Here is a 21,860-nt window from a genome sequence, read left to right on the forward strand (position 1 = left end):
TGCTTCGCATCGCCCCGGAATGGCGGATCAGGCGGCCGCCATCCTGTACGTCCCCGTGATCACGGGATCGCCGTCCGTCGCCACCACGCCACGGGCGACGAGGTCCTCCAGATGCGCCAGCACGGAATAGCCGGCCGCTGTCGTGAGCCTCGGATCGATACCGATATAGATCGCGCGCACCATGGTCGGGATGTCGGCCTCGCCCTTGGCGAGGCGATGCAGGATCGAGGCTTCGCGCGCCTTGCGGTGGCGGATCAGGAAGCGCACATAGCGCGGCCCCTCGGGAATCTCGGCACCGTGGCCGGAGAAATAGAGTTCCTCCTCGCGCGCAGCGAGCCGGTCGAGCGAGTCCATGTAGTCGATCATCGAGCCATCGGGCGGAGCCACGATCGAGGTCGACCAGCCCATCACGTGATCGCCGACGAAGCTGAACTTCCGTTCGGGCCAGGCAAACGCAAGATGGTTGGCGGTGTGGCCCGGTGTCGCGACGGCTTCCAGGCGCCAGCCTGAGCCTTCGATGACGTCGCCATGGGCAACCGCCACGTCGGGCGTGAAGTCGCGGTCGGCACCCGATTCCGGATTGTGCTTCTCGCTCTCGAAGCGCGGGCGCGAGGCGCGATGCGGACCTTCGGCATAGACGGTCGCGCCGGTCGCCTGCTTGATGCGGCCGGTGTTCGGCGAATGATCGCGATGGGTGTGAGTGACCAGGATGTGGGTCACGGTCTCACCTCTAACGGCATCGAGCAGCGCTGCCGCATGGGCCTCGTTGTCCGGACCTGGATCGATGATCGCAACCCTGCCCTGGCCCACGATGTAGCTGACCGTGCCGGTGAAGGTGAACGGGCTCGGATTGTTGCAGAGCACGCGGCGCACGCCGGGACGGACTTCCTCGACGACGCCGGGCTTCAGCGGAAAATTGCGGTTGAACGGGACGTCGTCGTTGTCGGACATGGTCTTTTCTTTGACGTCATTCCGGGGCGGCTGCAGGGCCGAACCCGGAATGACGGAACTCTAAATCAGAAAAACGCCTGAATCCCCGTAATCGCGCGGCCGAGGATCAGGGCGTGGACGTCGTGGGTGCCCTCGTAGGTGTTGACCGTCTCGAGGTTATGGACGTGGCGCATCACGTGATACTCGATCTGGATGCCGTTGCCGCCGTGCATGTCGCGCGCGACGCGAGCGATGTCGAGCGCCTTGCCGCAATTGTTGCGCTTGACGATCGAGATCATCTCGGGCGCGAACTTGCCTTCGTCCATCAGGCGGCCGACGCGCAGGCTTGCCTGGAGGCCCAGCGCGATCTCGGTCTCCATGTCCGCGAGCTTCTTCTGCACGAGCTGGGTCGCGGCCAGCGGCTTGCCGAACTGCTTGCGGTCGAGCGTGTATTGCCGGGCGCGGTGCATGCAGTCCTCGGCCGCGCCCAGGGCGCCCCAGGAGATGCCGTAGCGGGCGCGATTGAGGCAGCCGAACGGGCCCTTCAGGCCGGACACGTTGGGCAGCAGCGCGCTCTCGGGCACCACGACGCCGTCCATCACGACCTCGCCCGTGATGGAGGCGCGCAATGACAGCTTGCCGCCGATCTTCGGCGCGGAGAGACCCTTCATGCCCTTCTCCAGCACGAAGCCGCGGATCTGGTTGTCGTGCTCGGCCGACTTCGCCCAGACCACGAACACGTCGGCGATCGGCGCATTCGAGATCCACATCTTGCTGCCGGTGAGGCGATAGCCGTCCGAGACCTTCTCGGCGCGGGTCTTCATGCCGGCCGGATCGGAACCGGCGTCAGGCTCGGTGAGGCCGAAGCAGCCGACCCACTCGCCGCTGGCAAGCTTCGGCAGGTACTTCTTGCGCTGGTTCTCGTCGCCATAGGCATAGATCGGATACATCACCAGCGAGGACTGCACCGAGTTCATCGAACGGTAGCCGGAATCGACCCGCTCGATCTCGCGGGCGACGAGGCCGTAGGCGACGTAGCCCGCATTGGCACAGCCATATTCCTCCGGCAGCGTGATGCCGATCAGGCCGAGTTCGCCCATCTCGTTAAAGATCTCGCGATCGGTCTTCTCTTCGAGATAAGCCTTGGTGACGCGCGGCAGCAGCTTGTCCTGGGCGTAGGCTCGCGCCGTGTCGCGCACCATGCGTTCGTCTTCGGTGAGCTGCTCGTCGAGCAGGAACGGATCGTCCCACTGGAAAGAAGCCGCAGCCGGCTTGTCCTTGGCCTGAGGGCGCACACTCATGAAACGTCCTTTCGCGTCTGGTTCCGTCTAATTGACCGTTAAATTAAAGCGCCGCAGCGCCAGTTGCAATTGCGTCCTGGTTTCGGTCGTTCCGGCGTGGCGCGCGCACGGAACGACTGTGCGTCAGGTCTCGAGCTGCTCGTTGGCGACGATCTCGATGCCGAAGCCGGAGAGGCCCTTATAGTCATGCACCGAAGACGTCAGATGCCGGATCGAGGTGACACCGAGATCGCGCAGGATCTGCGCGCCGACGCCGACCTCGCGCCACTGCCTGTTGCGGTCGGCCTCCGCCGTCGACTCGTCCGGCAAGGGCTCTACGGGAACGCCGGCGGCGCCGTCGCGCAGGTAGACCAGGACGCCGCGGCCGGCCTTCTTGAAATGATCGAGCACGAGCTGCATGCGCTTGTGGCCGGTGAAGATGTCCTTGACGATGTTCGGCTTGTGGAAGCGCGTCAGCACGTTCTTGCCGTCGCCGACGCCGTTGTAGACGAAGGCGACATGGGCGATGGAATCGAAGGGCGAGCGGTAGGCATAGCCCTGCAACGGCCCGATCGGACTTTCGGTCACGAAGGTCGCGACCCGCTCGATCAGCTTTTCGCGCGCCTGGCGGTATGCGATCAGGTCGGCAATCGTGACATGCTTGAGCTTGTGCCGGGCGGCAAACTGCGCGACCTGCTCGCCCTTCATCACGCTGCCATCGTCGTTCATCAGCTCGCTGATGACACCGACGGGCGGCAGGCCGGAGAGCTTGCAGAGGTCGACGGCCGCCTCGGTATGACCGGAGCGCAGCAGCACGCCACCATCCTTGGCGATCAGCGGAAAGATGTGGCCGGGACGAGCGAAATCGCCGGCGCCGACATTGGGATTGGCGAGCGCGCGGCAACAGGAGGCGCGCTCCTCGGCCGAGATGCCGGTGCCGCCGTCGGGCTTGTAGTCGATCGAGACCGTGAAGGCCGTGGTGTGCGCGGAGTCGTTGTGGGCGACCATTGGATCGAGCCGCAGGCGGCGCGCGTCCTCCGTGGTGACCGGCGCGCAGACGATGCCCGAGGTATGGCGGATGATGAACGCCATTTTATCGGCGGTGCAGAGCGAGGCGGCGACGATCAGATCGCCCTCGCCTTCCCGGTCCTCGTCATCGGTGACGACGACGAGCTCACCCTTGGCAAAGGCCTGCAAGACTTCCTGTACGGTATCGGGCATGTCCAATCTCTGGCTATGGTGGCCGGAGGCTTAGCCGGACTTCGATCCGGGCGCTAGTGTCCCGGACGCAACCGCTTATGCCTTCGCTAGGTCCCGCCAGCACCCGGCTTGCACCGGAAATACCAGAGATATAGGCCCTACCCGGCCGCGTGGAAGGCCGCCGAGCGAGCCTATGGCAGCACTTCGCGACGCTCGCTCAATCGCAGGTCAAGCTCCGTCCGCTTATCCTCCAGAAGGCCGGCTTGAGCCGCCTCGATGACCGTGAACAGCTCATGCGCATCGCTGAGGCGGGTAACGGTGACATAGTTGGCGCCCGCCGCGTAGAGCTCGCCGACGTCGGACAACAGATCGGCGGTGGCCACGACCAGGGCGCTCGGGTTGAGCGCGCGGACGTGACGGACCAGCTTCTCGTTGGTGGCCCCCTTCAACAGCGCATCAGGCACGCTGAGGATGATCACCTCGGACTTGCCGACGCCGGCATGGACGAGCGTGTCGACGTTGCTGATGTCGCCGTAGATGACGTGCAGGCCGCGCGAAAGCAGCGTCCGGTACACATTGGGGTTGAAATCGACGACCGTGATCTGCTCGAGCAGCACCGGCGCCTGCCGCTCGATCTCCGCGAGCAGCGCGCTCGCCGCGCGGAAAAAGCCGAGGATGACGATCCGCCGCGCCTCGCCATGGCCGCCCACGTGTCCCTCCTCGGCGTGAGCGTGATCGAGGTCGCGCAGGCCGAACCGCTTCAAGGGCCCGATCGCCCAGCGCGTGATCTCGTCGCTCCTCACCATCACGAAGGTCGAGAGCACGGCCAGCACCACGAAGGCGAAGGAGGCGGCATTGGCGGTCTCCTGGGCGATGTGGTTGTCGGTGACGCCGGTCTGGATCACGACCAGCGAGAACTCGCTGATCTGCGCCAGGTTGATCGCCGGCAACAGGCTCGCGCGCAGGCCCTGCTGCATCAGATAGAGCGGCACGAAGGTGGTCACCAGCCGGCTCACGACCGTGAAGAGCGCGATCATCAGGGCAAGCCCGATCACGGACATGTTCGGCACCGGAATGGTCATGCCGAGCGCGACGAAGAACAGCGTGATGAAGAAATCGCGCAAGGTGGTGACCTTGGCGGTGACGTCGAGCGCGTAGGGGAAGGTCGAGAGCGAGACGCCGGCGATCAGCGCACCCATCTCGCGCGACAGCGACAGCCGCTCGGCGGTCTCGGCGACCAGGAAGCACCAGGCGAGCGCGCCCAGAAGGATCAGCTCCGGGCGGCGGGCGATCTGGTGGAACAGGCGCGGCAGCACGAAGCGGCTGACGAGGAGCGCGGCCGTGACGAGCACTGCGACGCGCACGATCGAGAGCAGGATGACGCTCACTTGCAGATCGGCAAGGCTCGGCTGCACGGCGAGGAACAGGATGGCGAAGATGTCCTGGAGCACCAGGATGCCAAGGGTGATGCGGCCGGGCAGCGTGTCCAGCTCACGCTTCTCATAGAGCACCTTGACGATGATGACCGTGCTCGAGAGTGCGCAGGCGACGCAAAGATAGAGCGCATCGAAATGACCGCCGCCGAGTGTCAGGCCGATAGCGGCGAAGAACGAGATGCCGAGCAGGCAGCCGCCGAGGAGCTGGCCGCCGGCCGCGAACAGGATCACCCGTCCCGCCCGCACGATCTTCTTCAGATCGATCTCGAGCCCGATCATGAACAACATGAAGATCAGGCCGAGTTCGGAAATGACGCTGATCGATTCCTGCGACTTGACCCAGCCGACGCCGAATGGACCTATGCAGAAGCCAGCGATAAGGTAGGCCAGGATCAGCGGCTGGCGGGAGAAATGGGCCAAAAGCCCAAGCATCCAAGCGAACAAAATACAAAGAGTGATATCGCCAATGAGTTCGTGCATCTCAAAGCAGTCCTTTTTGCCGCACCCTAGAGGCGCGGTGCAGCGCGGCAAACGAGCAATTCGTCACATGCCAATCGTCCTGTCGATCGTGCTCGCATTGATAGGCGGCGTGCTCGGCGTGGTGCTGCCTGCTGCGGCACAGCCGAAGGTCAATATCGAACAGGGTTTTGCCGATTCGCTGACGGCGATGCCGAAGGAGGAACTCGCCGTCTCCGGCGGCTTCTACGTGCCGGCCTATTCCAGCGTCGCGATGAGCCAGGGCAAGCTGCGCGTCGACTTCTCGGTGACGCTGAGCGTCCACAATGCGTCGGAAACGCTCCCCCTGGTGCTCAAGCGGATCGCCTATTTCGACACCACCGGCAAGATGATCGAGAGCTATCTGAAATCGCCGGTCGCCCTGAAGCCGCTCGCGACGGTCTCCGTCGTCATCCCGACCGAGGACGTGCGCGGCGGGACCGGAGCCAACTTCATCGTCGACTGGGCGGCAGCGAGCGAGATCGCCGAGCCCGTGGTCGAGGCCTTGATGGTTGGCGGCGTCGCCAATGCGCATTACGCTTTCATCAGCCAGGGCCGCCCGACCCGGACGGTCGGCAAGAAGTAACAGGCCGGCCGGCGCAATGCCGGCTGGCTCAACAAAAACAGAGGAAACTGCCCATGACTGCCAGCTTCGACTTCGCGCCCCTGTTCCCGCCGGGGCTGCCGGCTCCTTCTGCGCGCTGGACCGGGCTTGCCAAATACAGCTTCGTCGGCGGCAACAATGATTCCGAGCAGGTGCCGGTCGATGACCTGATCGCGGCGGTCGATGCGGTGCTCCGGCGCGAGGGTCGCAACCTCGCCACTTACGGACTGGCGCATGGTCCGCAGGGTTACCTGCCGTTACGCGAATTCCTGACCGCGAAGCTGAAACGCGATGCTGGCATCAATTGTACGGTCGACGATCTCCTGATCGTCTCGGGCTCCTTGCAAGCACTCGACCTTGTCAACCATACGCTGCTTGCGCGCGGCGATACCGTGATCGTCGAGCAGGAAACCTATCAGGGCGCGCTGAACCGCCTGACGCGGCTCGGCGTGAATACGGTCGGCGTTCCCCTCAACGGCGAGGGCATGCGCATGGACGCTTTGGCGTCCGCGCTTGCCGACCTGAGGAGCCGCGGCATCCAGCCGAAATACATCTACACCATCCCGACAGTGCAGAACCCGACCGGCAGCATCATGCCGGAAAGCCGCCGCGCCGAGCTGTTGCGGCTTGCGGCCGAGTACGCTGTCCCGATCTTCGAGGATGATTGCTATGCCGACCTCGTCTGGTCAGGAGAACGGCCGCCGGCCATCCACGCGATGAGCGGCAAGGGCGGTGTCATCCATATTGGATCGTTCTCCAAATCGATCGCGCCGGCGCTGCGCGTCGGCTTCATCGTTGCGCCCTGGGAGGTGATGTCCCGGATGCTCGCGCTGAAGACGGACGCCGGATCCGGCGCGCTGGAGCAGATGGCGCTCGCCGAATATTGCCGGCCGCATTTCGCGACCCACGTGCCCGCGCTGACGCGCGCGCTGCGCACCAAGCTCGACACGCTGATGGAAGCGCTGAATGAGCAGTTCGGAACCGCTGCCGAGTTCGAGGAGCCGAAAGGCGGCATCTTCCTCTGGGTGAAGTTGCCCGACAATGTCGACACGCTCAAGCTCTACCAGGCCGCGCTCGCGGCCGGCGTCTCGATCAATCCAGGTCCGGAATGGTCGACCAGCAAGGGCTATTCGGGTTCTCGGCTGCGGCTGTGCTTTGCCAGCCCCACGCGCCAGCAGATCCGCGAGGGCGTCGCCGTGCTCGCCGAGGTCTGCCGCAGGGAGTTCGGCGTGCCGGCGCGAATCGCGAATGTCGAGAAGGCGCGCGCCTGAGCGCTTGGAAAGAACTCCTGGACTGAACTCCTGGAGTTTCACGCCTCGACGTGAAACTCCACGTTCACCTGCCCGCTGCCGGACGACGGGAAGTACTCGCAGAGCTGTTCGGACGCGCCGCGATAGTCGTACCAGCCGAGCGCCGCAAACAGCATGATGGTGTCGGCCATGCCGCCCTCGCCGTTACACTTGATAGCATAGTCCGGAAGCATGTCGAGGAATTCGCGGTAGCGACGCTGCTGCCAGAGCTCGAGCACGCGCAGATCGACCTGACGATTGAACTCGCTGGCGACCGACGTCCACGCTTCCGTACCCAGCTTCTTATTCGGCCAGAGCCGGTGCGACAGCGAACCGCTGGCAAGAACCGCAATCCGTTTGCCCGAATCTTCGATCGCTTGGCGCGTCGCTTCGCCGAGAACCCGGCTCTCCTCGAGCGAGGTGAACAGCGGCGAGGCAATCGAGACCACTTTCGCCCAGCCGCCTGCGTTCAGGTAGTGCATCGGAACGATGGTGCCGTATTCGAGCCCGAGGCTCGCAATCCTGTGCGCGATGACGTTGAGCCCGCCTTCGGCCGCCCTGCCCGCGATCGCCTGGGCGAGTACGGTGTCTCCCGGCAGGTCATAGCGCAGATCCTGGATCATCTGCGGCGCCTCGTGACTGGTAAACGAGCCGCGATGCTGCGCATTGGCGTTGATGTGGTAGCCGAAATTGGAAAGCCAGTGGGTATCGAACACCACGAAGCTGGTAACACCGCGCTCTTTCGCCCGTCGCCCGAGCTCGCGCAGCGAATTGACGGCGCCTTCGCGCGCCGCGCGCAACGGGCTGCCGGGCGCTTCCGACAGCATCAGCGACGGAACATGGGTCACCTTGGCCGCAAGCACGAGCTGACCCATGGCGATGACCTCTTAGCGTCAGGCCGCCTGTGCCTGGCTGCCATGGATCGCGGAGGCCAGCCGCAACAAGAGGACGATCGAAACGTTGCCCTTGCCGGCCTCGATCTGCGCGATGTAGCGCTCGGAAATTCCCGACCTGCGCGCGAGCTCCCGCCGCGACAGCTCGCAGCGCATGCGCGATGAGCGCACCCGCTCGCCGAGCTCCGCCAGGAATTCGGTCTCGGAGTATGGCGGCACAGCAGTGCCGCCCGGCAGCGCTTCGCCCGCAAAATCGGTGACTTCATCCAGCATTGATCTATCCACGATCGCCTCCCGAAGCTGGCATTATGGCGCAGCTTCGGGTCCGCTCATTGACGCGGATCAAATAGCGGTACGATTGCCGACCGGCGTGGACGACTAGGCTGGAAATGCTAAACTTCGCTCTCGTTCGAGGCGGGGCTCCTGAAGACATGATGCTTTGTTTGAACCGCTGCGCGCTGGCCGCGATGGTCTGGCTTGTGCTCGTATCCACAGCCGGCGCCGAGACGCTGGCGGCGACGATCGTCAATTGGGGGCTGCTCGGCTCCTGGGCGATCGATTGCTCGCTCCCGCCCGACCGCGACAAGGGTGCAGTGCTCACCTACGAAGTCAGGCCGGACGGCCGCGTGATGTACCGCCGCAACTTCGGTGATGCCAGGGACGAGAACGAGGTGGTGGCGGCCTCGACCGATGCGGACGGCCTGCTCAACATCATGGTGTTCTTTCCAGCGCTGCATCAAACGCGCGAATTCGGCCTCGCGCTACAGAAGGACGGCAGCCTGCGCGCGATCTACAATCGCGGCGAGCGCAGCGACTACACCATCCGCGATGGCACGTTCGTCAAGACCGGCGCTCCGACGCCTGCGCAGCACCGCTGCGGCAACAGCACGTGAGCGCGCGTAAGCGAAGCTGAACAGACGTTCAGAATTCTCCTTACAGTTCCTCCGGAACGTTCGCGCGCGTGCGCGGTTTAAATTGGCGTTCATTGGAGGAGGACATCATGAGGAAGCTTGGCTATGTCGTCGCGGCTCTCGGCGCGCTTGCGATCGTGGCACCGACGGTGGCGAGCGCCGAGACGGTGGTGATCAAGAAGCACCATTACGGCCCCTACGGCGCCCGGGCCGAATTCCGCGAGCACCGTGACTACGGCATGCATCGTGGCTGGCATCATCACGGCGACAGGGTCGTCGTGATCAAGCGCGGTCATCGCCACTACGACTACTGATGCGCACGCTGAAATGGCCCCGACGGGGCCATTTCTTTGCATGCGCGGATAGACACCGACACTAGAGCATGATCCGGATAAGTGTGAAGCGGTTTTCCGAAAAGATCATGCTCAAACAACAACCTAAAGCGCGATGACGATTCGGCCCAATCTCATCGCGCTTTAGTCCCACACCGGCGCGAAACTGGCATTGACGCAGCGCCTGTCCTTCGGCAGCGCCGCGATTTTTCTGCGATCGTCGTCGTCGAGCGTGATCTTCAGCGCGTCGAGATTGGCCTGCTGGCTCTCTCGCCGTGATGCCTTCGGAATCGCAGCGACCCCTTTCTGATCGAGCAGCCACTTCAGCGCGACCTGCGCCGCGGTCGCATTGTGCTTGCGGCCGATCTCGCCCAAAACCGCATCAGAGGCGATACGTCCCTGCGCGAGCGGGCAATAAGCAACCAGCGGAATCGATTTTGCGGTGAGATAGTCGATGACCTTCGATTGATCGAGCATCACGTGATATTCGATCTGGTTGCAGGCGATCGGCGCCCTGATCTCCTCGACCGCGAGCTTGAGCAGCGCGGTGTTGAAATTGGCGACGCCGATGGCGCGGGTGCGGCCCTCTTCCTTCAGCTTCATCAGCGTCTCGAAAACCGCAGGCCAGTTCGCATTGCGCGACGGCCAGTGCACGAGATAGAGGTCGACGTGGTCGAGCCGAAGCTTGTTCAGGCTGGCGTCAGAAGCGCGGCGGATCGCGTCCGGTGCAAGGTTCTCGTGCCAGACCTTCGTCGTGACGTGCAGTTCGCCGCGCGGCACGCCGGCGGCGGCGATCGCCGCACCGATCGGCTCCTCATTGGCGTACATTTCGGCGGTGTCGATGTGGCGATAACCGAGCGACAGCGCACTTTCGACCGCGGCGCGGCAGGCATCGCCCTGCATGCGGAACGTGCCGAGGCCGAGCTTGGGCATGCTCATGCCGTGGATTGTCAGATTTTTGATTTTCAGATTTTCCATGAAGACACTCCTGACGAATTCCAGCCCGCCGGATGCGCCCGGCAAAGGCCGCGCAAGCAGAGTTTTCAGTGGTGAAAGAGCGATGGCGGGGTGAGCATTATAGCGAGCCGATCGCGGAGCAGCCAATCAAGAACCGGTTAGCGTGTCCGCTGGTTCACATCGTCAGGCCCAGTCTTGTCCCGGGCATGACGACTCCGCGCTCCATTTACGAATGCTGTGCCACCACAGCGGGCCGCACTTGCGGCCGCGGGAGGATGTTGACCGACCAGAGGTCGCGATTGTCGACGTCCTTCAGCGTCACGGTCATGACCTCCGTGCCGCCGTCAATGTCGACGCAGCCGAAGAACTGGAGCCCGAAGCAAGGCGCAAGGTTCTCGCCCTGCTCGGCGCTACAACCGCGCTGGTACATCGCGACGGGTCCAAAGGTGTTGTCGAGCTCGCCCGGCCCCCAGGTGCCGGCATGGAGGGGACCTGAGACGAATTCCCAGAACGGCTCGAAATCGGAGAACACCGCGCGGTTGGGATCGTAGTAATGCGCGGCGGTGTAGTGCATGTCAGCGGTGAGCCAGACGGTGTTGCGCACGCCGGCGCGCCTGATGAAGGAGAGCAGGTCCGCGATCTCGTGCTCGCGCCGATCGGGCGGACCATCGCCGAGCGCGACGGCATCGAGGCTGATCAGGCCGATCGGCAGGTCGGCCGCGATCACCTTCCAGGTCGCGCGCGAAGCGGCGAGCTCCCGCTTCAGCCAGGCATGCTGATCACGGCCGAGGATCCAGCCGTCGTGCTCCTCGCCCTTGTTCCAGGTGCCGTCGCGATAGCTGCGCATGTCGATCATGAAGACGTCGAGCAGCGGTCCGTAGGCAATTCTCCGATAAATGCGGCCTTGCTGCTGCCGGATCTCGCGAATCGGCATGAAGTCGAAAAACGCACGCCTCGCGCGCGCGACCAGGCGTGAGGTGCCGTCGGCATCAAAACCGGTCTCATCGACGCTGCCATAGGGCGACCAGTCGTTGGTGACCTCGTGGTCGTCCCATTGCGCGAACATCGGCACCTCCGCATGGAAGGCGCGGAAATTCTCGTCGAGGTGATTGTATTTGTAATTGCCGCGGAACTGCGCCAGCGTGTGCGCGACTTCCGATTTCTCTTCGGTGACGAGGTTGCGCCAGATCTCGCCGTTCGGCAGCTTCAACTCGGCAGGAATGGTGCAGTCGGCATAGATGTGGTCGCCGGAATGGATGAAGAAATCCGGACGGTTGTCGAGCATCGTGCGATAGCTGCGCATGCCGCCGCGCGACGTATCGATGCCCCATCCCTGCCCGGCGGTGTCGCCGGACCACACGAACGAGATCGACTGGCCTGCGGCTGGCGCAGTGCGGAAATGTCCGGTACGCGTCTCGCCGACAATGCCGGTCGCGATGTCGTCGAAGCGCACGCGGTAGAAGATGTCCTGTCCGGGCGGCAGGTCACGCAGCAGCACCTTTGAGGTGAAGTCGGCGTCTGGCAGCGCGTCAGTGGTTGCCGTGCACAGGATCGTCTTGAAGCTTTCGGCTGTGGCACATTCGACCCGCATCCGCGCAGGCCGGTCGGCGCGCGCCCAGATGACGGCAGAGCCTTCGGACACGTCGCCCGACTGAATGCCGCCTGCGATCAGCGGACGATCGGCGGCGCGGCTGAGATATGGTTTGGCGCGAGAGCCGAGACCAGCGAGCGCGAGGGAGGATGTGGAGCGGACCAGAAACTGCCGCCGGGTCCATGCGCGCGAGGCGCGGAGCGTTGCCATTCAGGAAACCTTCGTCGAATCGCGACGAAAGGTGCCTGTGCTCCTTGACTCCAGGCCGACGGTTTTTTGACTCCGCGCCTACCGTTTTGCGACGGGCGGATGACGCCTAATTATTTGAGCATGATCTCCGCGCAAACGCGTTCCGCGTTTGTCGCGAGGGAAAACCGCTTCACACTTTGCGCTAGCGCGGCCCTTCGGGTCCGGATCATGCTCTAATGTTTCCAGTTGCAGATGCCGCCCGACCTGCACGGCCAGGTCTGGATGCGCGTGTCCATCGCCTGCGCGTCCAGCGGATTCGCGTGCCGATGCGCAAGCCTGGTGCGGGCAGCGCCACGCGGTTGCGCCCTCTTCGCGTGAGCAACCCGCGGCTCCGGCGCCTTCACGTGCTCGGTCACGACCGCCTTCGGCGTGACGTCAGGCACGGCGCGCGCCGCATCACTTCGTGCTTCCACCTGGACCGGCGCGAATTGCGTCGCAGGGCCGAGCCGCTTCGGCGACAGCACCGCCTTGGAGAGATCGAGGCCGAGATATTCGTCAGGCTTGTAGTCGTCAGCCATCGCCGCGCTGCTGCATGCGAGCATGAGCGCGGTGGCGAGGCCGAACGATACGCTTTTCAGGACCAAGAGACGCCTCCTGAAATTCAATTAAGGGCAATTTTACCCTTATTTAGGAGGCGCGAGGCGGATTTCCAGCGGCAGATTGTCATCAGGGTTACCAGCTACCGAAGCCGATCCCCGATTCACAAGCCTTTCGCAGGCTCAGGAACCGCCTGCCAGCGTTTTGACGAGCCGATGAAGGTACTCTTGTCCCTTGTAGAACGACGCCACGGGAACACGCTCGTCCTTGCCGTGGATGCGGTTCTCCCCGATGTCGATCGCCATGCCGGAATGGCCGTAGGTCGGGATGCCCGCATTGCGCAGGTAGCTGCCGTCGGTGGCGCCGGAACTCATGACCGGGAGCACGATGGCGCCGGGGAAGAATTCGCCCGAGAGCTTTTCGATCGCGCCCATGATCTCCTCGTGCAGCTCGCTGGGCGCGCTGATGACCGCCGTATCGATCTGCGTCAGCTTGATGTCGGGATCCGCCAGCACCTGCTCCAGCGTCGCCTTGACCTCCTCGACCGGCTCGCCCGGCATGATGCGGCAATTGACCTTGGCACTCGCCGACTGCGGCAGCGCGTTGATGGCATGCCCGCCCTGCAGCATGGTCGCAACGCAGGTGGTGCGGAGCTGAGCGTTGTAGACGGGGTTCGCAGCGAGCCGCACGAAAGACAGCGCCGCCGGATCGGGCTTGTCGGACATCACGGCGCGCATGTCGGCTGCGGTCTGGTCGTTCTCGAACTGCGCGCTCTTCTCGAAATAGCCGCGCGTGGTGGCGTTCAGCTTGGGCGGGAAGTTGAACTTGGACAGGCGCACGAGGCCTTCGGCGAGCTTGTAGATCGCGTTGCTCTTGCGCGGTACCGAGCTGTGGCCGCCGGGATCGGTGACGTCGAGCTGGAAGCTGACGGGGATCTTTTCGCTGGTCTGGACGCCGACGCGGATCGGCTTGCCGTCCTTCAGGCCAACGCCGGCGCCCTCGTTGAGCGCGAACTCGGCGTCGATGAGGTCCCGCTTGTTCTTGATCAGCCACTGGATGCCGAGACCGTCGCGGTCGAAGATCTCCTCGTCCGTCTCCAGCGCGACAATGATGTCGCGGTCGGGCTTATAGCCCTCCTGCTTGAACCGAATCAGGCTGGTGATGAAGGCGGACGCCATGTGCTTGTCGTCGGCCGTGCCGCGACCGTAGTAGTAGCCATCCTTCTCGGTGAACTTGAACGGATCGACCGACCAGTCCTCGCGCAGCGCCGGCACGACGTCGAGATGCGCGACCAGCAGGATCGGCTTGCGCGCACCGCTCCCGTGCAGGCGGGCGACCAGGTTGCCCTTGCGCGGCGCGGGCGAGAAGACCTGCACGTCCGAATCGGGAAAGCCCGCCGCCTTCAGCCGCGTCGCCATCGCTTCGGCCGCGCGCGCGGTGTCGCCGGTCGCGGTGGTGGTGTCGATCTCGACGAGCTCCTTGTAGACGTCGTGGGAGAGCTGCTGTTGCGGGCTCAGGCCTTCGGCGGCGGCCGCCCCGCAGGTGAGCAGCAGGGCCGCGACAGCCGTCGAGAGTAGAGCCTTCCTGCACGAGATATTATTCTTGGTGATCGTCCTCTTCATCGCGTGCTCCCGAAATGCGGCCTCGCTGAATTCAGACAGCGGAAGGCGCGCTTTGGCAAGCGAGATCGTTCTGCCGTTTTTGCAACCGCCCCCGGCCTATTTCGCGTCCTTGACAGCGATCACCTCGATCTCGACCAGGAAGCCGGGATTGGCGAGCGCGGCGACGCCGACCACCGAGCGGGCCGGCAGGTTAGGCTGGCTGCCGCCGAAGAACTGGGTGTAGCCCTCCATGAAGGCCTTGAAGTCCATCGGTGCCGACGCATTGTGCACCAGGAAGACCTGCATCTTCACCACGTCGCCCATGGTGAGGCCGAGCCCCTCCAAAATGCCCTTGATGCGGTTGAGCACGCCGACCGTCTGTGTCTTGGTGTCGCCATAGGCCTCCCGGCTTTGCGGATCGGCATCCTTGTTGGCGACCGGCGGCACCTGGCCGCTGACATAATAGGTCGTGGCATTGCCGGTGACTTGCACGGCCTGCGCGATCGGAAAGGTCGAGTTCGGAATGGGATGCCGGATGACCTCGGCGTGAGTCGTGCCCGCATGGGCAATCGCAAGCAACGCGCCAATGACGGCGGCGGTTCTGAAATTCATTGGTTCCCCCTCTTGCCAGGACGTCAGCGACGCGCGTCCCTCACCTCGTTCGCCGTCACTGCATCATCGTAAGCATTGCCGAAATGCGTACGCAGATAATTCACGACGGCAGCGATCTGCGCGTCCGTCATCATCTCGCCGAACGGCGGCATGGCGCGCCGGCCGTTGAGCACGAGATAGACGGGATAGCCGCGTGCTTCCAGATTCTTGTCGGCGACGAGCGACGGATAGACGCCGGCGCCGGAGGCCCCACCGGCATCAGGCATGTGGCAGCCCTGGCAGACATTGGTGAACAGCTCCTCGCCCGTGGTCTCCGCAAAATTGAAGCCCGAGCTGAAGATGCGGTTTTCGGGGCCGTCATGCGCCCGCGCGGTTGCCGACAGCATCATGACTGCCGACAAGGCAAGCCGCACCGGCCATCGCACCCGTCGAAAGCCCTGACCCATCACGTCCTCACCACGCGGTCATGCAGCCGCGCAATCGCATCGAGCGCGGAGAGGATCGCGCCCTCCTGCCAGGCTGGAAGCGCGGAGGCGTGCTCGCCCGCGAGCGCGATGCGGCCGTCGATCTGGCAGAGGTTGTTGTAATGCGCGGCGCGCGCCTCGTCGCTCCAGTCGCCGGCGCAACCGAGCACGAAGGGCACCCGATGCCAGGCGACCGCGATGCCGTTTTCGAATTCGCTCTTGTATTGCGGGTGAATGACGGCGCCGAACTCGACGGCGCGCGCGACCCGCTCGGCCGGCGACATCGCGGTGAATTCGTAGGAGTTCGGACCGTCGAACAGATAGGCGCCGAGCAGGACACCGCGCCCGGCGCGGTTGTAGTCGTAATTGGGATAGGCGATCTGGCGGATCGGCAGGTCGGTGTAGCTGATGCCGCCATAGATCGCCTCGTCCTCCTCCCAGAATCGGCGCTTGAATTGCAGGCCGATCTTCACGGACGCGGCATAGGGAACGGCATCGATCGCCGATTTCATGGCGGCGCTGACGTCGAGCGGCAACTGGCTCAGGATCGTCAGCGGGATGGTGCAGACGCACCAATCGGCGTGCACCTGCTGCACCGCGCCAGGATTCTTGGCATCGACATAGCTGACGGTGACGCCGCGCGGGTCCTGCTGGATCTGCGTCACCTTGGCGTTGTAGCGGATGAGATCGCCGACCTCCTTCGCAAAGGCCTTGCCGATCATGTCCATGCCGCCGACCGGCTGGAACATCGTGGTCTGAAAATTGTAGTGCGCAAAGCCACGCAAATAGCGCCAGAGCCGCGACTTCAGCACCTCCGACAGGCCAACCGGCTCGCTCGGCTCCGGTATCGCCGTCAAGCCGCCGCCGGGATCCCTGGTGTAGCCGCGGAACTCCGCCGAGAGCAGATTGGCCTTGTAACCATAACCATTGTCGAGCGCACCCCAGGAGCGCAACGCCTGGAGCAGGATTTCCTGGTCCTCCTTCGACACGGTCTCGTCGAGCTTGCCCTGCTGCGTCACCTTTGCGAGCAGCTCGGCGATCTGGCCCTGGAAATCCGCCTTCACGGCGCGCAGGCGCTGCGGTTTGCCGCCGAAGGCGCGCACCGAATGCAGCAAAGCGTTGTGATTGAGCTGATTGAACGGCTCGAGCGCGATGCCCAGGCGCCTGCAATAATCGAGCAGCGCGCGGTGATGATAGGGAATACGCCACGGCCCCGGATTGAGATAGAGACCATCCTCGAACTCGCACACCTGCTTGTGGCCGCCGAGCTCGGTGAAGGCATCGCCGCCCCGCAGCGTCCAGTTGCGGCCGCCGGGGCGAGCGTTGAATTCAAGGATCTGGACAGTGTACCCGGCCTTGCGTAGCTCGAGCGCCGCGGTCATACCGGCAAGGCCCGCGCCAAGCACGAGCACGGAGGCGCCTCTGGGATCGCCTTCGAGCCGAATCGGGCCCTTGTAGCGCGACTCCGACGCGAGCCCGAGGCTCGTCATCGCATGATACATGGCCGCGCTGCCGGCCACCGTACCGATCAGCGCAAGAAGATCACGTCGCCTGACGGTCACGGGTTCGCTTTGCATGGCGTTACGGGAGAGGGCCCAGTCCTGAGCCGTCAGCAAACAGCACACCGCGGAGCGAGGCAACACACGCGTTGTTGATCGGCGCGCCGTCGCGCGGCGCGATGAGGATGCTGATTGCGATCCTCATCGTTTTAGCCGCAAATACGACGTCACGCGACCTTGCGCGCCGCCGCCTTGCCGTCGAGGAAGCCCATCAGCCTGCCGCGGATGATCTCGTCCGCCTCTCTCATGATGCGATCGACGAGTTCCTTGCACGAGGGGATGTCGTTGATGAGGCCTGCGACCATCCCGCAGCTCCAGGCGCCGGCATCCATCTCGCCCTCGATCATGATTCTGGGATAGACGCCCGCGACCTGGTCGTGGATGTCGTCGATCTTCAGCTTTTCGCCCTTCTCGCGCTCGATCTCGAGTAGGCGATCGACATTGGCGTTCGTGAGCACCCGCTCGGTGTTGCGCAGCGCGCGCATGATCAGGCGGGTATCGAGCTCGGTCGCCGCGACCAGCGCGTTCTTGACGTTCTGGTGCACCGGCGCCTCCTTGGTGGCGATGAAGCGCGTGCCCATGTTCATGCCGCTGGCGCCGAGCGAAAGTGCTGCGACGAGGCTGCGCCCGTCGGCCATGCCGCCGGAGGCGACGAAGGGAATCGTCAACTCCTCCGCCGCGCGCGGCAGCAGGATCATGTTGGGGATGTCGTCTTCGCCGGGATGGCCGCCGCATTCAAAGCCGTCGACGCTGACCGCATCGCAGCCGATCCGCTCGGCCTTCAGCGAGTGGCGCACCGAGGTGCATTTGTGGATCACCTTGACGCCGGCCGCTTTCAGCGCAGGCATGTATTGTTCCGGGCTGCGGCCTGCAGTCTCCACGATTCTCACGCCACCCTCGACGATCGCGGCGATGTATTCCGGATAGGGCGGCGCCGAGAAGGTCGGCAGAAAAGTGAGGTTCACGCCGAACGGCTTGTCGGTCATCTCGCGGCAGCGCGCGATCTCCTTGGCGAGCAGCTCCGGCGTCCTCTGGGTGAGCCCGGTGATGATGCCGAGCCCGCCGGCGTTGGAGACTGCGGAGGCGAGTTCGGCAAACCCGACAAAATGCATGCCGCCCTGGATGATCGGGTGCTCGATGCCGAACAGTTCGGTGATCGCGGTCTTCACGTAGGCGTCCTCCCGGATGGTTTGTCTGGCGCGAGTTTAGCCGTAGATCTGCGCCACGGTCACCATTTCTCTCCGAAGGGGCGGATCTCCATCTCGAAGGTCCAGGCGCTCTTGGGCTGCTGATAGAGCTGCCAATAGGATTCCGCGACGGAGGCTGGCGGCATCAGGAGGTCGGGATTGTCGAGCGCGTCGGGGCCGAGCGCTTCGAGGCGGCGCTGCCGCACCCATTCGGTATCGACGCCGGAATCGATGATGAGATGCGCGACGTGGATGTTCTTCGGCCCCAACTCGCGGGCCATCGCCTGGGCGACGGCGCGCAGGCCGAACTTGGCGCTGGCAAAAGCCGCATAGCCGCTGCCGCCACGCAAGGACGCCGTCGCGCCCGTGAAGAAGATATTGCCGCCGCCGTGCGCCAGCATCAGCCGCGCCGCCTCTCGTCCCGCCAGGAAGCCGGAATAGCAGGCCATCTCCCAGACCTTCCGGAACACCCGTTCGGTGGTCTCGAGGATCGGAAAATTGACGTTGGCACCGACGTTGAAGATGCAGACTTCTAGCGGCGTGTGCTTGTCGGCGTCGTTGAGGAAGGAAACGATTTCCTCCTCCTTGCGCGCATCGAGCGAGCGGGCGTGGATCTCGCCGCCGGCCGCCTCAACGTCCCTTACCAGCGGCGCGAGCTTGTCGCCATTGCGACGGCCGGCGAAGACGGTGAAGCCTTCAGATGCGAACTTCTTGGCGATCTCGGCGCCGATGTAGTCGCCGGCGCCGACGATGGCAGCCGTGGCGTTTCGCTTGGACAAGGTCGCCTCCTCCTGTGGGCCGCGCCGCGGCGGTGTGTCGACCGCCCACGCGATGGGCCGTTGGGTGATATTGAGCTCGATGATATAGTTCTAAAATAGAACTGTCAAATTCTCGCTGTACTGGCTATAGGTTACGCCAAAATGTCCTGATCTTTCAGATAGGTTCTTTTTTCAGACTTATAGCGTTGGACCTTGCGAACCTGGCAAAGCAATCAATGCCCGCGGGCCGGAGCGCGCAGGTCGATCGGGCGAAGGATCGCAGCGACGGGAATCATCAGGACGGCGATGATCGCGAGCATCCAGAACACGTCGATATAGGCAAGGAAGTCGACCTGCTGCTGCAAGGTCCTGCCGACCCAGGCGATCGCCTGCGCGGCCGCATCCGATGCGTTCGAGCCCTGTGCCTGGAAGAACCGCGTCATCGCGTCCACGCTCTGCTGATAGCCGAGATCCGACGGCGCGAGATGCTCGATCAGCCGGCTCTGATGGAATTGCTGGCGCTGCGCCAGGATGGTCTGCGCGAGCGCGACGCCCACAGAGCCGCCGATGTTGCGCGCGACGTTGATGAGGGCAGAGGCCTGGTTGGTCCTGTCCGGCGGCATGCCGTCATAGGACGCCGTCGTCACCGGCAGGAACAGGAAGGGCAGACCGAGCGCGAGCAGGATGCGCGCCATCGCCGCATAGCCATAGGTGATGTCGCCGTTGATTCCGGTGAGATGCCACATCGCGACGGCGCAGATGGCCGCGCCCGTCATGATGAGATATTTCGGCTGCACCATGCCGACCAGGCGCCCGACCACCGGCATCAGAACCAGCGTTGCGACGCCGCCGGGCGACAGAGCGAGGCCCGCAAGCATGGCCGTGTAGTTCAGCTCGGTCTGCAGAAGCTGCGGAATGAGCTGTGTCGTCGAGATCAGCACCGCGCCGGTACCCAGCATTACCACGAAGCAAGCGCCGAACTGTCGCCGCCCGAGCAGACGGATGTCGACGATGGGATCCTCGCGCGTCAATTCCCATGGGATCAGCGCGAGCAGGCAAAATGCGGAAAGACACGCGAAGACAACGATCATGGTCGATCCGAACCAGTCGTTGCGCTGGCCCTCATCGAGCACGAATTCGAGCGAACCGAGACCGATCGCGACAAGAATGAAGCCGACATAGTCGACACGCAGCCCCTTGGCGAGCAGCTCCCCCCCTCTCCTCTTCAGCACCCGACGGCTCCTTGACGAGCGTGCCGACCAGGAACAGCGAGATGAGGCCCATCGGCACGTTGATCAAGAACACCCAGTGCCAGGAATAGGTATCGGTGATCCAGCCGCCGAGCGTCGGGCCGATCACCGGCGCGACCACGACCGCGACGCCATAGATCGCAAACGCCTGCCCGCGCTTGTGCGGCGGAAAGGAGTCGGCAAGGATCGCCTGCTCGCTGGTCGCCATGCCACCGCCGCCGAGACCCTGTAGGATGCGGAACAGCACCAGAGCCTCGAGACTCCAGGCGAAGCCGCAGAGCAGCGATGCCGCCGAGAAAGTCGCAACGCACATCATGTAGAAGCGCTTGCGGCCGATCACTGTCGAGAGCCAGCCCGAGATCGAGAGCACGATGGCGTTGGCGACGAGGTAGCTCGTGATGACGTAGGTGCTCTCGTCGAGGCCGACCGCGAGCCCGCCGGCGATGTGGCGCAGCGAGACGTTCGCGATGGTGGTGTCGAGCACCTCCATGAAGGTGGCGATGGAGACCACAAAGGCGATCAGATAGGGATTGTGTCCGCCCGCCGCCGAGCGCTCCGGCGACCAGCCGCCCGCCGCCGCGGCGCCCTGCGTGATGTCGGTCATCGCACCTTCGTCCAGGGCACGACCGACATGCCCGGCCCCACCGGCAGATCGGCCGGCCAGCTATCGACCACGATCTTCACGGGCACGCGCTGCACCACCTTGACGTAATTGCCGGTCGCGTTTTCCGCCGGCAGCAGGCTGAACGCCGTGCCGGAGCCCGGCTGCACCGACGCGACGCGACCGGTGAGCTTGCGGTCGGGATAGGCGTCGATGCGGATCTCGACGGACTGGCCGGGCCGCATCTCCTTGAGCTGCGTTTCCTTGTAGTTCGCGACGATCCAGACATCGTCGGGCACGAACATCATCAGGCTCTGCCCCGGCGTAACGTAGGTGCCCTTGGCACCGCTGAGCTTGACGACGCGCCCCGGCTGCGCTGCGAGCACGCTGGTGTAGTCGACGTTCAGCCTGGCCTGATCACGCTGCGCCTCGGACTGCTTCGCTTGCGCCTTCGCACCTTCGAGCTGCGCCTCAAGCGTCTTGATGCCGAGCTCGGCGCTGGCTACCGCAGTCTTCGCGCGCTCGGTGTTGGCCTGCTGCGCCTGAAGGTCGGAGTGGGTCTGCTGCGCGCGCTGGACCGTACCGGCGCCCTTCTGGACGAGATCCTGCGCCCGCGCATCCTCTTCCTGTGCAAACTTGAGCTGTGCCTGGGCCTGATCGAGCTGGGCCTTGGCCTGGTTGATCTGTTCCTTCTGGGACTCGATCTGGGCCTCGACATTGCCGATATTGGCCTGTGAGGCCGCGACCTGCGCCTCGGCCTGGTCGAGCGCGATCCGATAGTCGCGCTCGTCGATCCGCGCTAGCAGATCGCCAGCGTTGACGTGCTGGTTGTCGGTGACTGGGACGTCGGCAACGTAGCCGCCGACCTTCGAGGCGACGGAAAAGCTGCGCGCAGCGATGAAGGCATCGTCGGTCGATTCATAATGGCGGATGTTCAACCAGTAGACGAGGCCGGACACGAGCACTGCGATCAGGACAAGGGCACCCGCGGTCGCAATCAGCCAGTGTTCGCGCAGGCGGTCGCGCAACGAGGTTGCACGCGATGCATCGGACGCCTCGTGAACCTCGTTCGAGGCGTCCTGGGGAGCGTCCTTGCGCGGGGGCTGCTGCGGCTGTTCCGCGGA

At 64.2% G+C, this 21,860-nt stretch carries 20 protein-coding genes and 1 pseudogene; 4 read left to right on the forward strand and 17 right to left on the reverse strand.

Annotated features, from left to right (window positions below):
* Positions 1-27: 27 nt before the first annotated feature.
* From Q2941_RS16040 to Q2941_RS16055, 4 genes are all read right to left on the reverse strand, one after another.
* Entirely contained in the window at positions 28-951 is a 924-nt protein-coding gene (locus Q2941_RS16040; protein WP_458193072.1) for an MBL fold metallo-hydrolase, read from the reverse strand.
* Between the two features lie 65 nt (positions 952-1,016).
* On the reverse strand, positions 1,017-2,231 hold the full coding sequence (locus Q2941_RS16045) for an acyl-CoA dehydrogenase (protein WP_449378665.1): 1,215 nt from the start codon (positions 2,229-2,231) through the stop codon (positions 1,017-1,019).
* Positions 2,232-2,354: 123 nt separating this feature from the next.
* Positions 2,355-3,431: a 3,4-dihydroxy-2-butanone-4-phosphate synthase gene (ribB, locus tag Q2941_RS16050; RefSeq protein ID WP_027524387.1), complete on the reverse strand. Its 1,077-nt coding sequence runs from the start codon at positions 3,429-3,431 to the stop codon at positions 2,355-2,357.
* 170 nt (positions 3,432-3,601) lie between these two features.
* Entirely contained in the window at positions 3,602-5,326 is a 1,725-nt protein-coding gene (locus Q2941_RS16055) for a cation:proton antiporter (protein ID WP_027524386.1), read from the reverse strand.
* A gap of 67 nt (positions 5,327-5,393) precedes the next feature.
* On the opposite strand from Q2941_RS16055, the gene Q2941_RS16060 reads away from it, so the two are divergent.
* Both Q2941_RS16060 and Q2941_RS16065 read left to right on the forward strand, forming a co-directional pair.
* Complete coding sequence (locus Q2941_RS16060; RefSeq protein WP_458193073.1) at positions 5,394-5,927, forward strand: DUF3124 domain-containing protein; 534 nt, start codon at positions 5,394-5,396, stop codon at positions 5,925-5,927.
* Between the two features lie 53 nt (positions 5,928-5,980).
* Positions 5,981-7,216 carry an aminotransferase-like domain-containing protein gene (locus tag Q2941_RS16065; RefSeq protein WP_458193074.1) on the forward strand — a complete coding sequence of 412 codons (1,236 nt, stop codon included), beginning with the start codon at positions 5,981-5,983 and terminating at the stop codon, positions 7,214-7,216.
* 38 nt (positions 7,217-7,254) lie between these two features.
* On the opposite strand, the gene hpaD is transcribed toward Q2941_RS16065, so the two are convergent.
* Together hpaD and Q2941_RS16075 are read right to left on the reverse strand one after the other, a co-directional pair.
* Entirely contained in the window at positions 7,255-8,109 is an 855-nt protein-coding gene (hpaD, locus tag Q2941_RS16070) for a 3,4-dihydroxyphenylacetate 2,3-dioxygenase (protein WP_254107421.1), read from the reverse strand.
* Positions 8,110-8,127: 18 nt separating this feature from the next.
* Positions 8,128-8,400: a helix-turn-helix domain-containing protein gene (locus Q2941_RS16075; protein WP_027524382.1), complete on the reverse strand. Its 273-nt coding sequence runs from the start codon at positions 8,398-8,400 to the stop codon at positions 8,128-8,130.
* Positions 8,401-8,561: 161 nt separating this feature from the next.
* Between Q2941_RS16075 and Q2941_RS16080 the strand changes: the two genes are divergently transcribed.
* Positions 8,562-9,020 carry a hypothetical protein gene (locus tag Q2941_RS16080; protein ID WP_458193075.1) on the forward strand — a complete coding sequence of 153 codons (459 nt, stop codon included), beginning with the start codon at positions 8,562-8,564 and terminating at the stop codon, positions 9,018-9,020.
* Positions 9,021-9,127: 107 nt separating this feature from the next.
* Positions 9,128-9,352 carry a hypothetical protein gene (locus Q2941_RS16085; RefSeq protein ID WP_027524380.1) on the forward strand — a complete coding sequence of 75 codons (225 nt, stop codon included), beginning with the start codon at positions 9,128-9,130 and terminating at the stop codon, positions 9,350-9,352.
* Positions 9,353-9,514: 162 nt separating this feature from the next.
* Here the strand turns inward: Q2941_RS16085 and Q2941_RS16090 are convergent, their stop codons facing one another.
* From Q2941_RS16090 to Q2941_RS16140, 11 genes and pseudogenes are all read right to left on the reverse strand, one after another.
* Positions 9,515-10,348, reverse strand: a complete 834-nt coding sequence (locus Q2941_RS16090) for an aldo/keto reductase (RefSeq protein WP_254107423.1) — start codon at positions 10,346-10,348, stop codon at positions 9,515-9,517.
* A gap of 205 nt (positions 10,349-10,553) precedes the next feature.
* Positions 10,554-12,128 (reverse strand): alkaline phosphatase D family protein, encoded by a 1,575-nt coding sequence (locus tag Q2941_RS16095; RefSeq protein WP_458193076.1) that lies wholly within the window; start codon positions 12,126-12,128, stop codon positions 10,554-10,556.
* A gap of 212 nt (positions 12,129-12,340) precedes the next feature.
* Complete coding sequence (locus Q2941_RS16100; RefSeq protein WP_458193077.1) at positions 12,341-12,751, reverse strand: hypothetical protein; 411 nt, start codon at positions 12,749-12,751, stop codon at positions 12,341-12,343.
* A 135-nt stretch (positions 12,752-12,886) separates the two neighbouring features.
* Entirely contained in the window at positions 12,887-14,326 is a 1,440-nt protein-coding gene (locus Q2941_RS16105) for a M20/M25/M40 family metallo-hydrolase (RefSeq protein ID WP_458193078.1), read from the reverse strand.
* A 96-nt stretch (positions 14,327-14,422) separates the two neighbouring features.
* The gene (locus tag Q2941_RS16110; protein ID WP_027524375.1) at positions 14,423-14,917 is read right to left on the reverse strand and encodes a RidA family protein; all 495 of its coding nucleotides are present in this window, start codon (positions 14,915-14,917) and stop codon (positions 14,423-14,425) included.
* Between the two features lie 23 nt (positions 14,918-14,940).
* A complete protein-coding gene (locus Q2941_RS16115; protein WP_063621730.1) occupies positions 14,941-15,363 on the reverse strand; it encodes a c-type cytochrome in 423 nt (140 codons plus the stop codon).
* Positions 15,363-16,958, reverse strand: a complete 1,596-nt coding sequence (locus Q2941_RS16120; RefSeq protein ID WP_458193079.1) for a flavin monoamine oxidase family protein — start codon at positions 16,956-16,958, stop codon at positions 15,363-15,365. The genes Q2941_RS16115 and Q2941_RS16120 overlap by 1 nt, the downstream gene beginning before the upstream one ends.
* 149 nt (positions 16,959-17,107) lie before the next feature.
* Positions 17,108-18,109 carry an NAD(P)H-dependent flavin oxidoreductase gene (locus tag Q2941_RS16125; RefSeq protein WP_027524372.1) on the reverse strand — a complete coding sequence of 334 codons (1,002 nt, stop codon included), beginning with the start codon at positions 18,107-18,109 and terminating at the stop codon, positions 17,108-17,110.
* Between the two features lie 59 nt (positions 18,110-18,168).
* Positions 18,169-18,906: an SDR family oxidoreductase gene (locus tag Q2941_RS16130; protein WP_458193080.1), complete on the reverse strand. Its 738-nt coding sequence runs from the start codon at positions 18,904-18,906 to the stop codon at positions 18,169-18,171.
* A gap of 212 nt (positions 18,907-19,118) precedes the next feature.
* Positions 19,119-20,739 (reverse strand): annotated as a pseudogene (locus Q2941_RS16135) (DHA2 family efflux MFS transporter permease subunit).
* A complete protein-coding gene (locus Q2941_RS16140; RefSeq protein ID WP_458193117.1) occupies positions 20,736-21,764 on the reverse strand; it encodes an HlyD family secretion protein in 1,029 nt (342 codons plus the stop codon). Before Q2941_RS16140 ends, Q2941_RS16135 begins: the two are co-directional and overlap by 4 nt.
* Between the last annotated feature and the right edge of the window lie 96 nt (positions 21,765-21,860).

This window comes from Bradyrhizobium sp. UFLA05-153 (assembly GCF_054185185.1).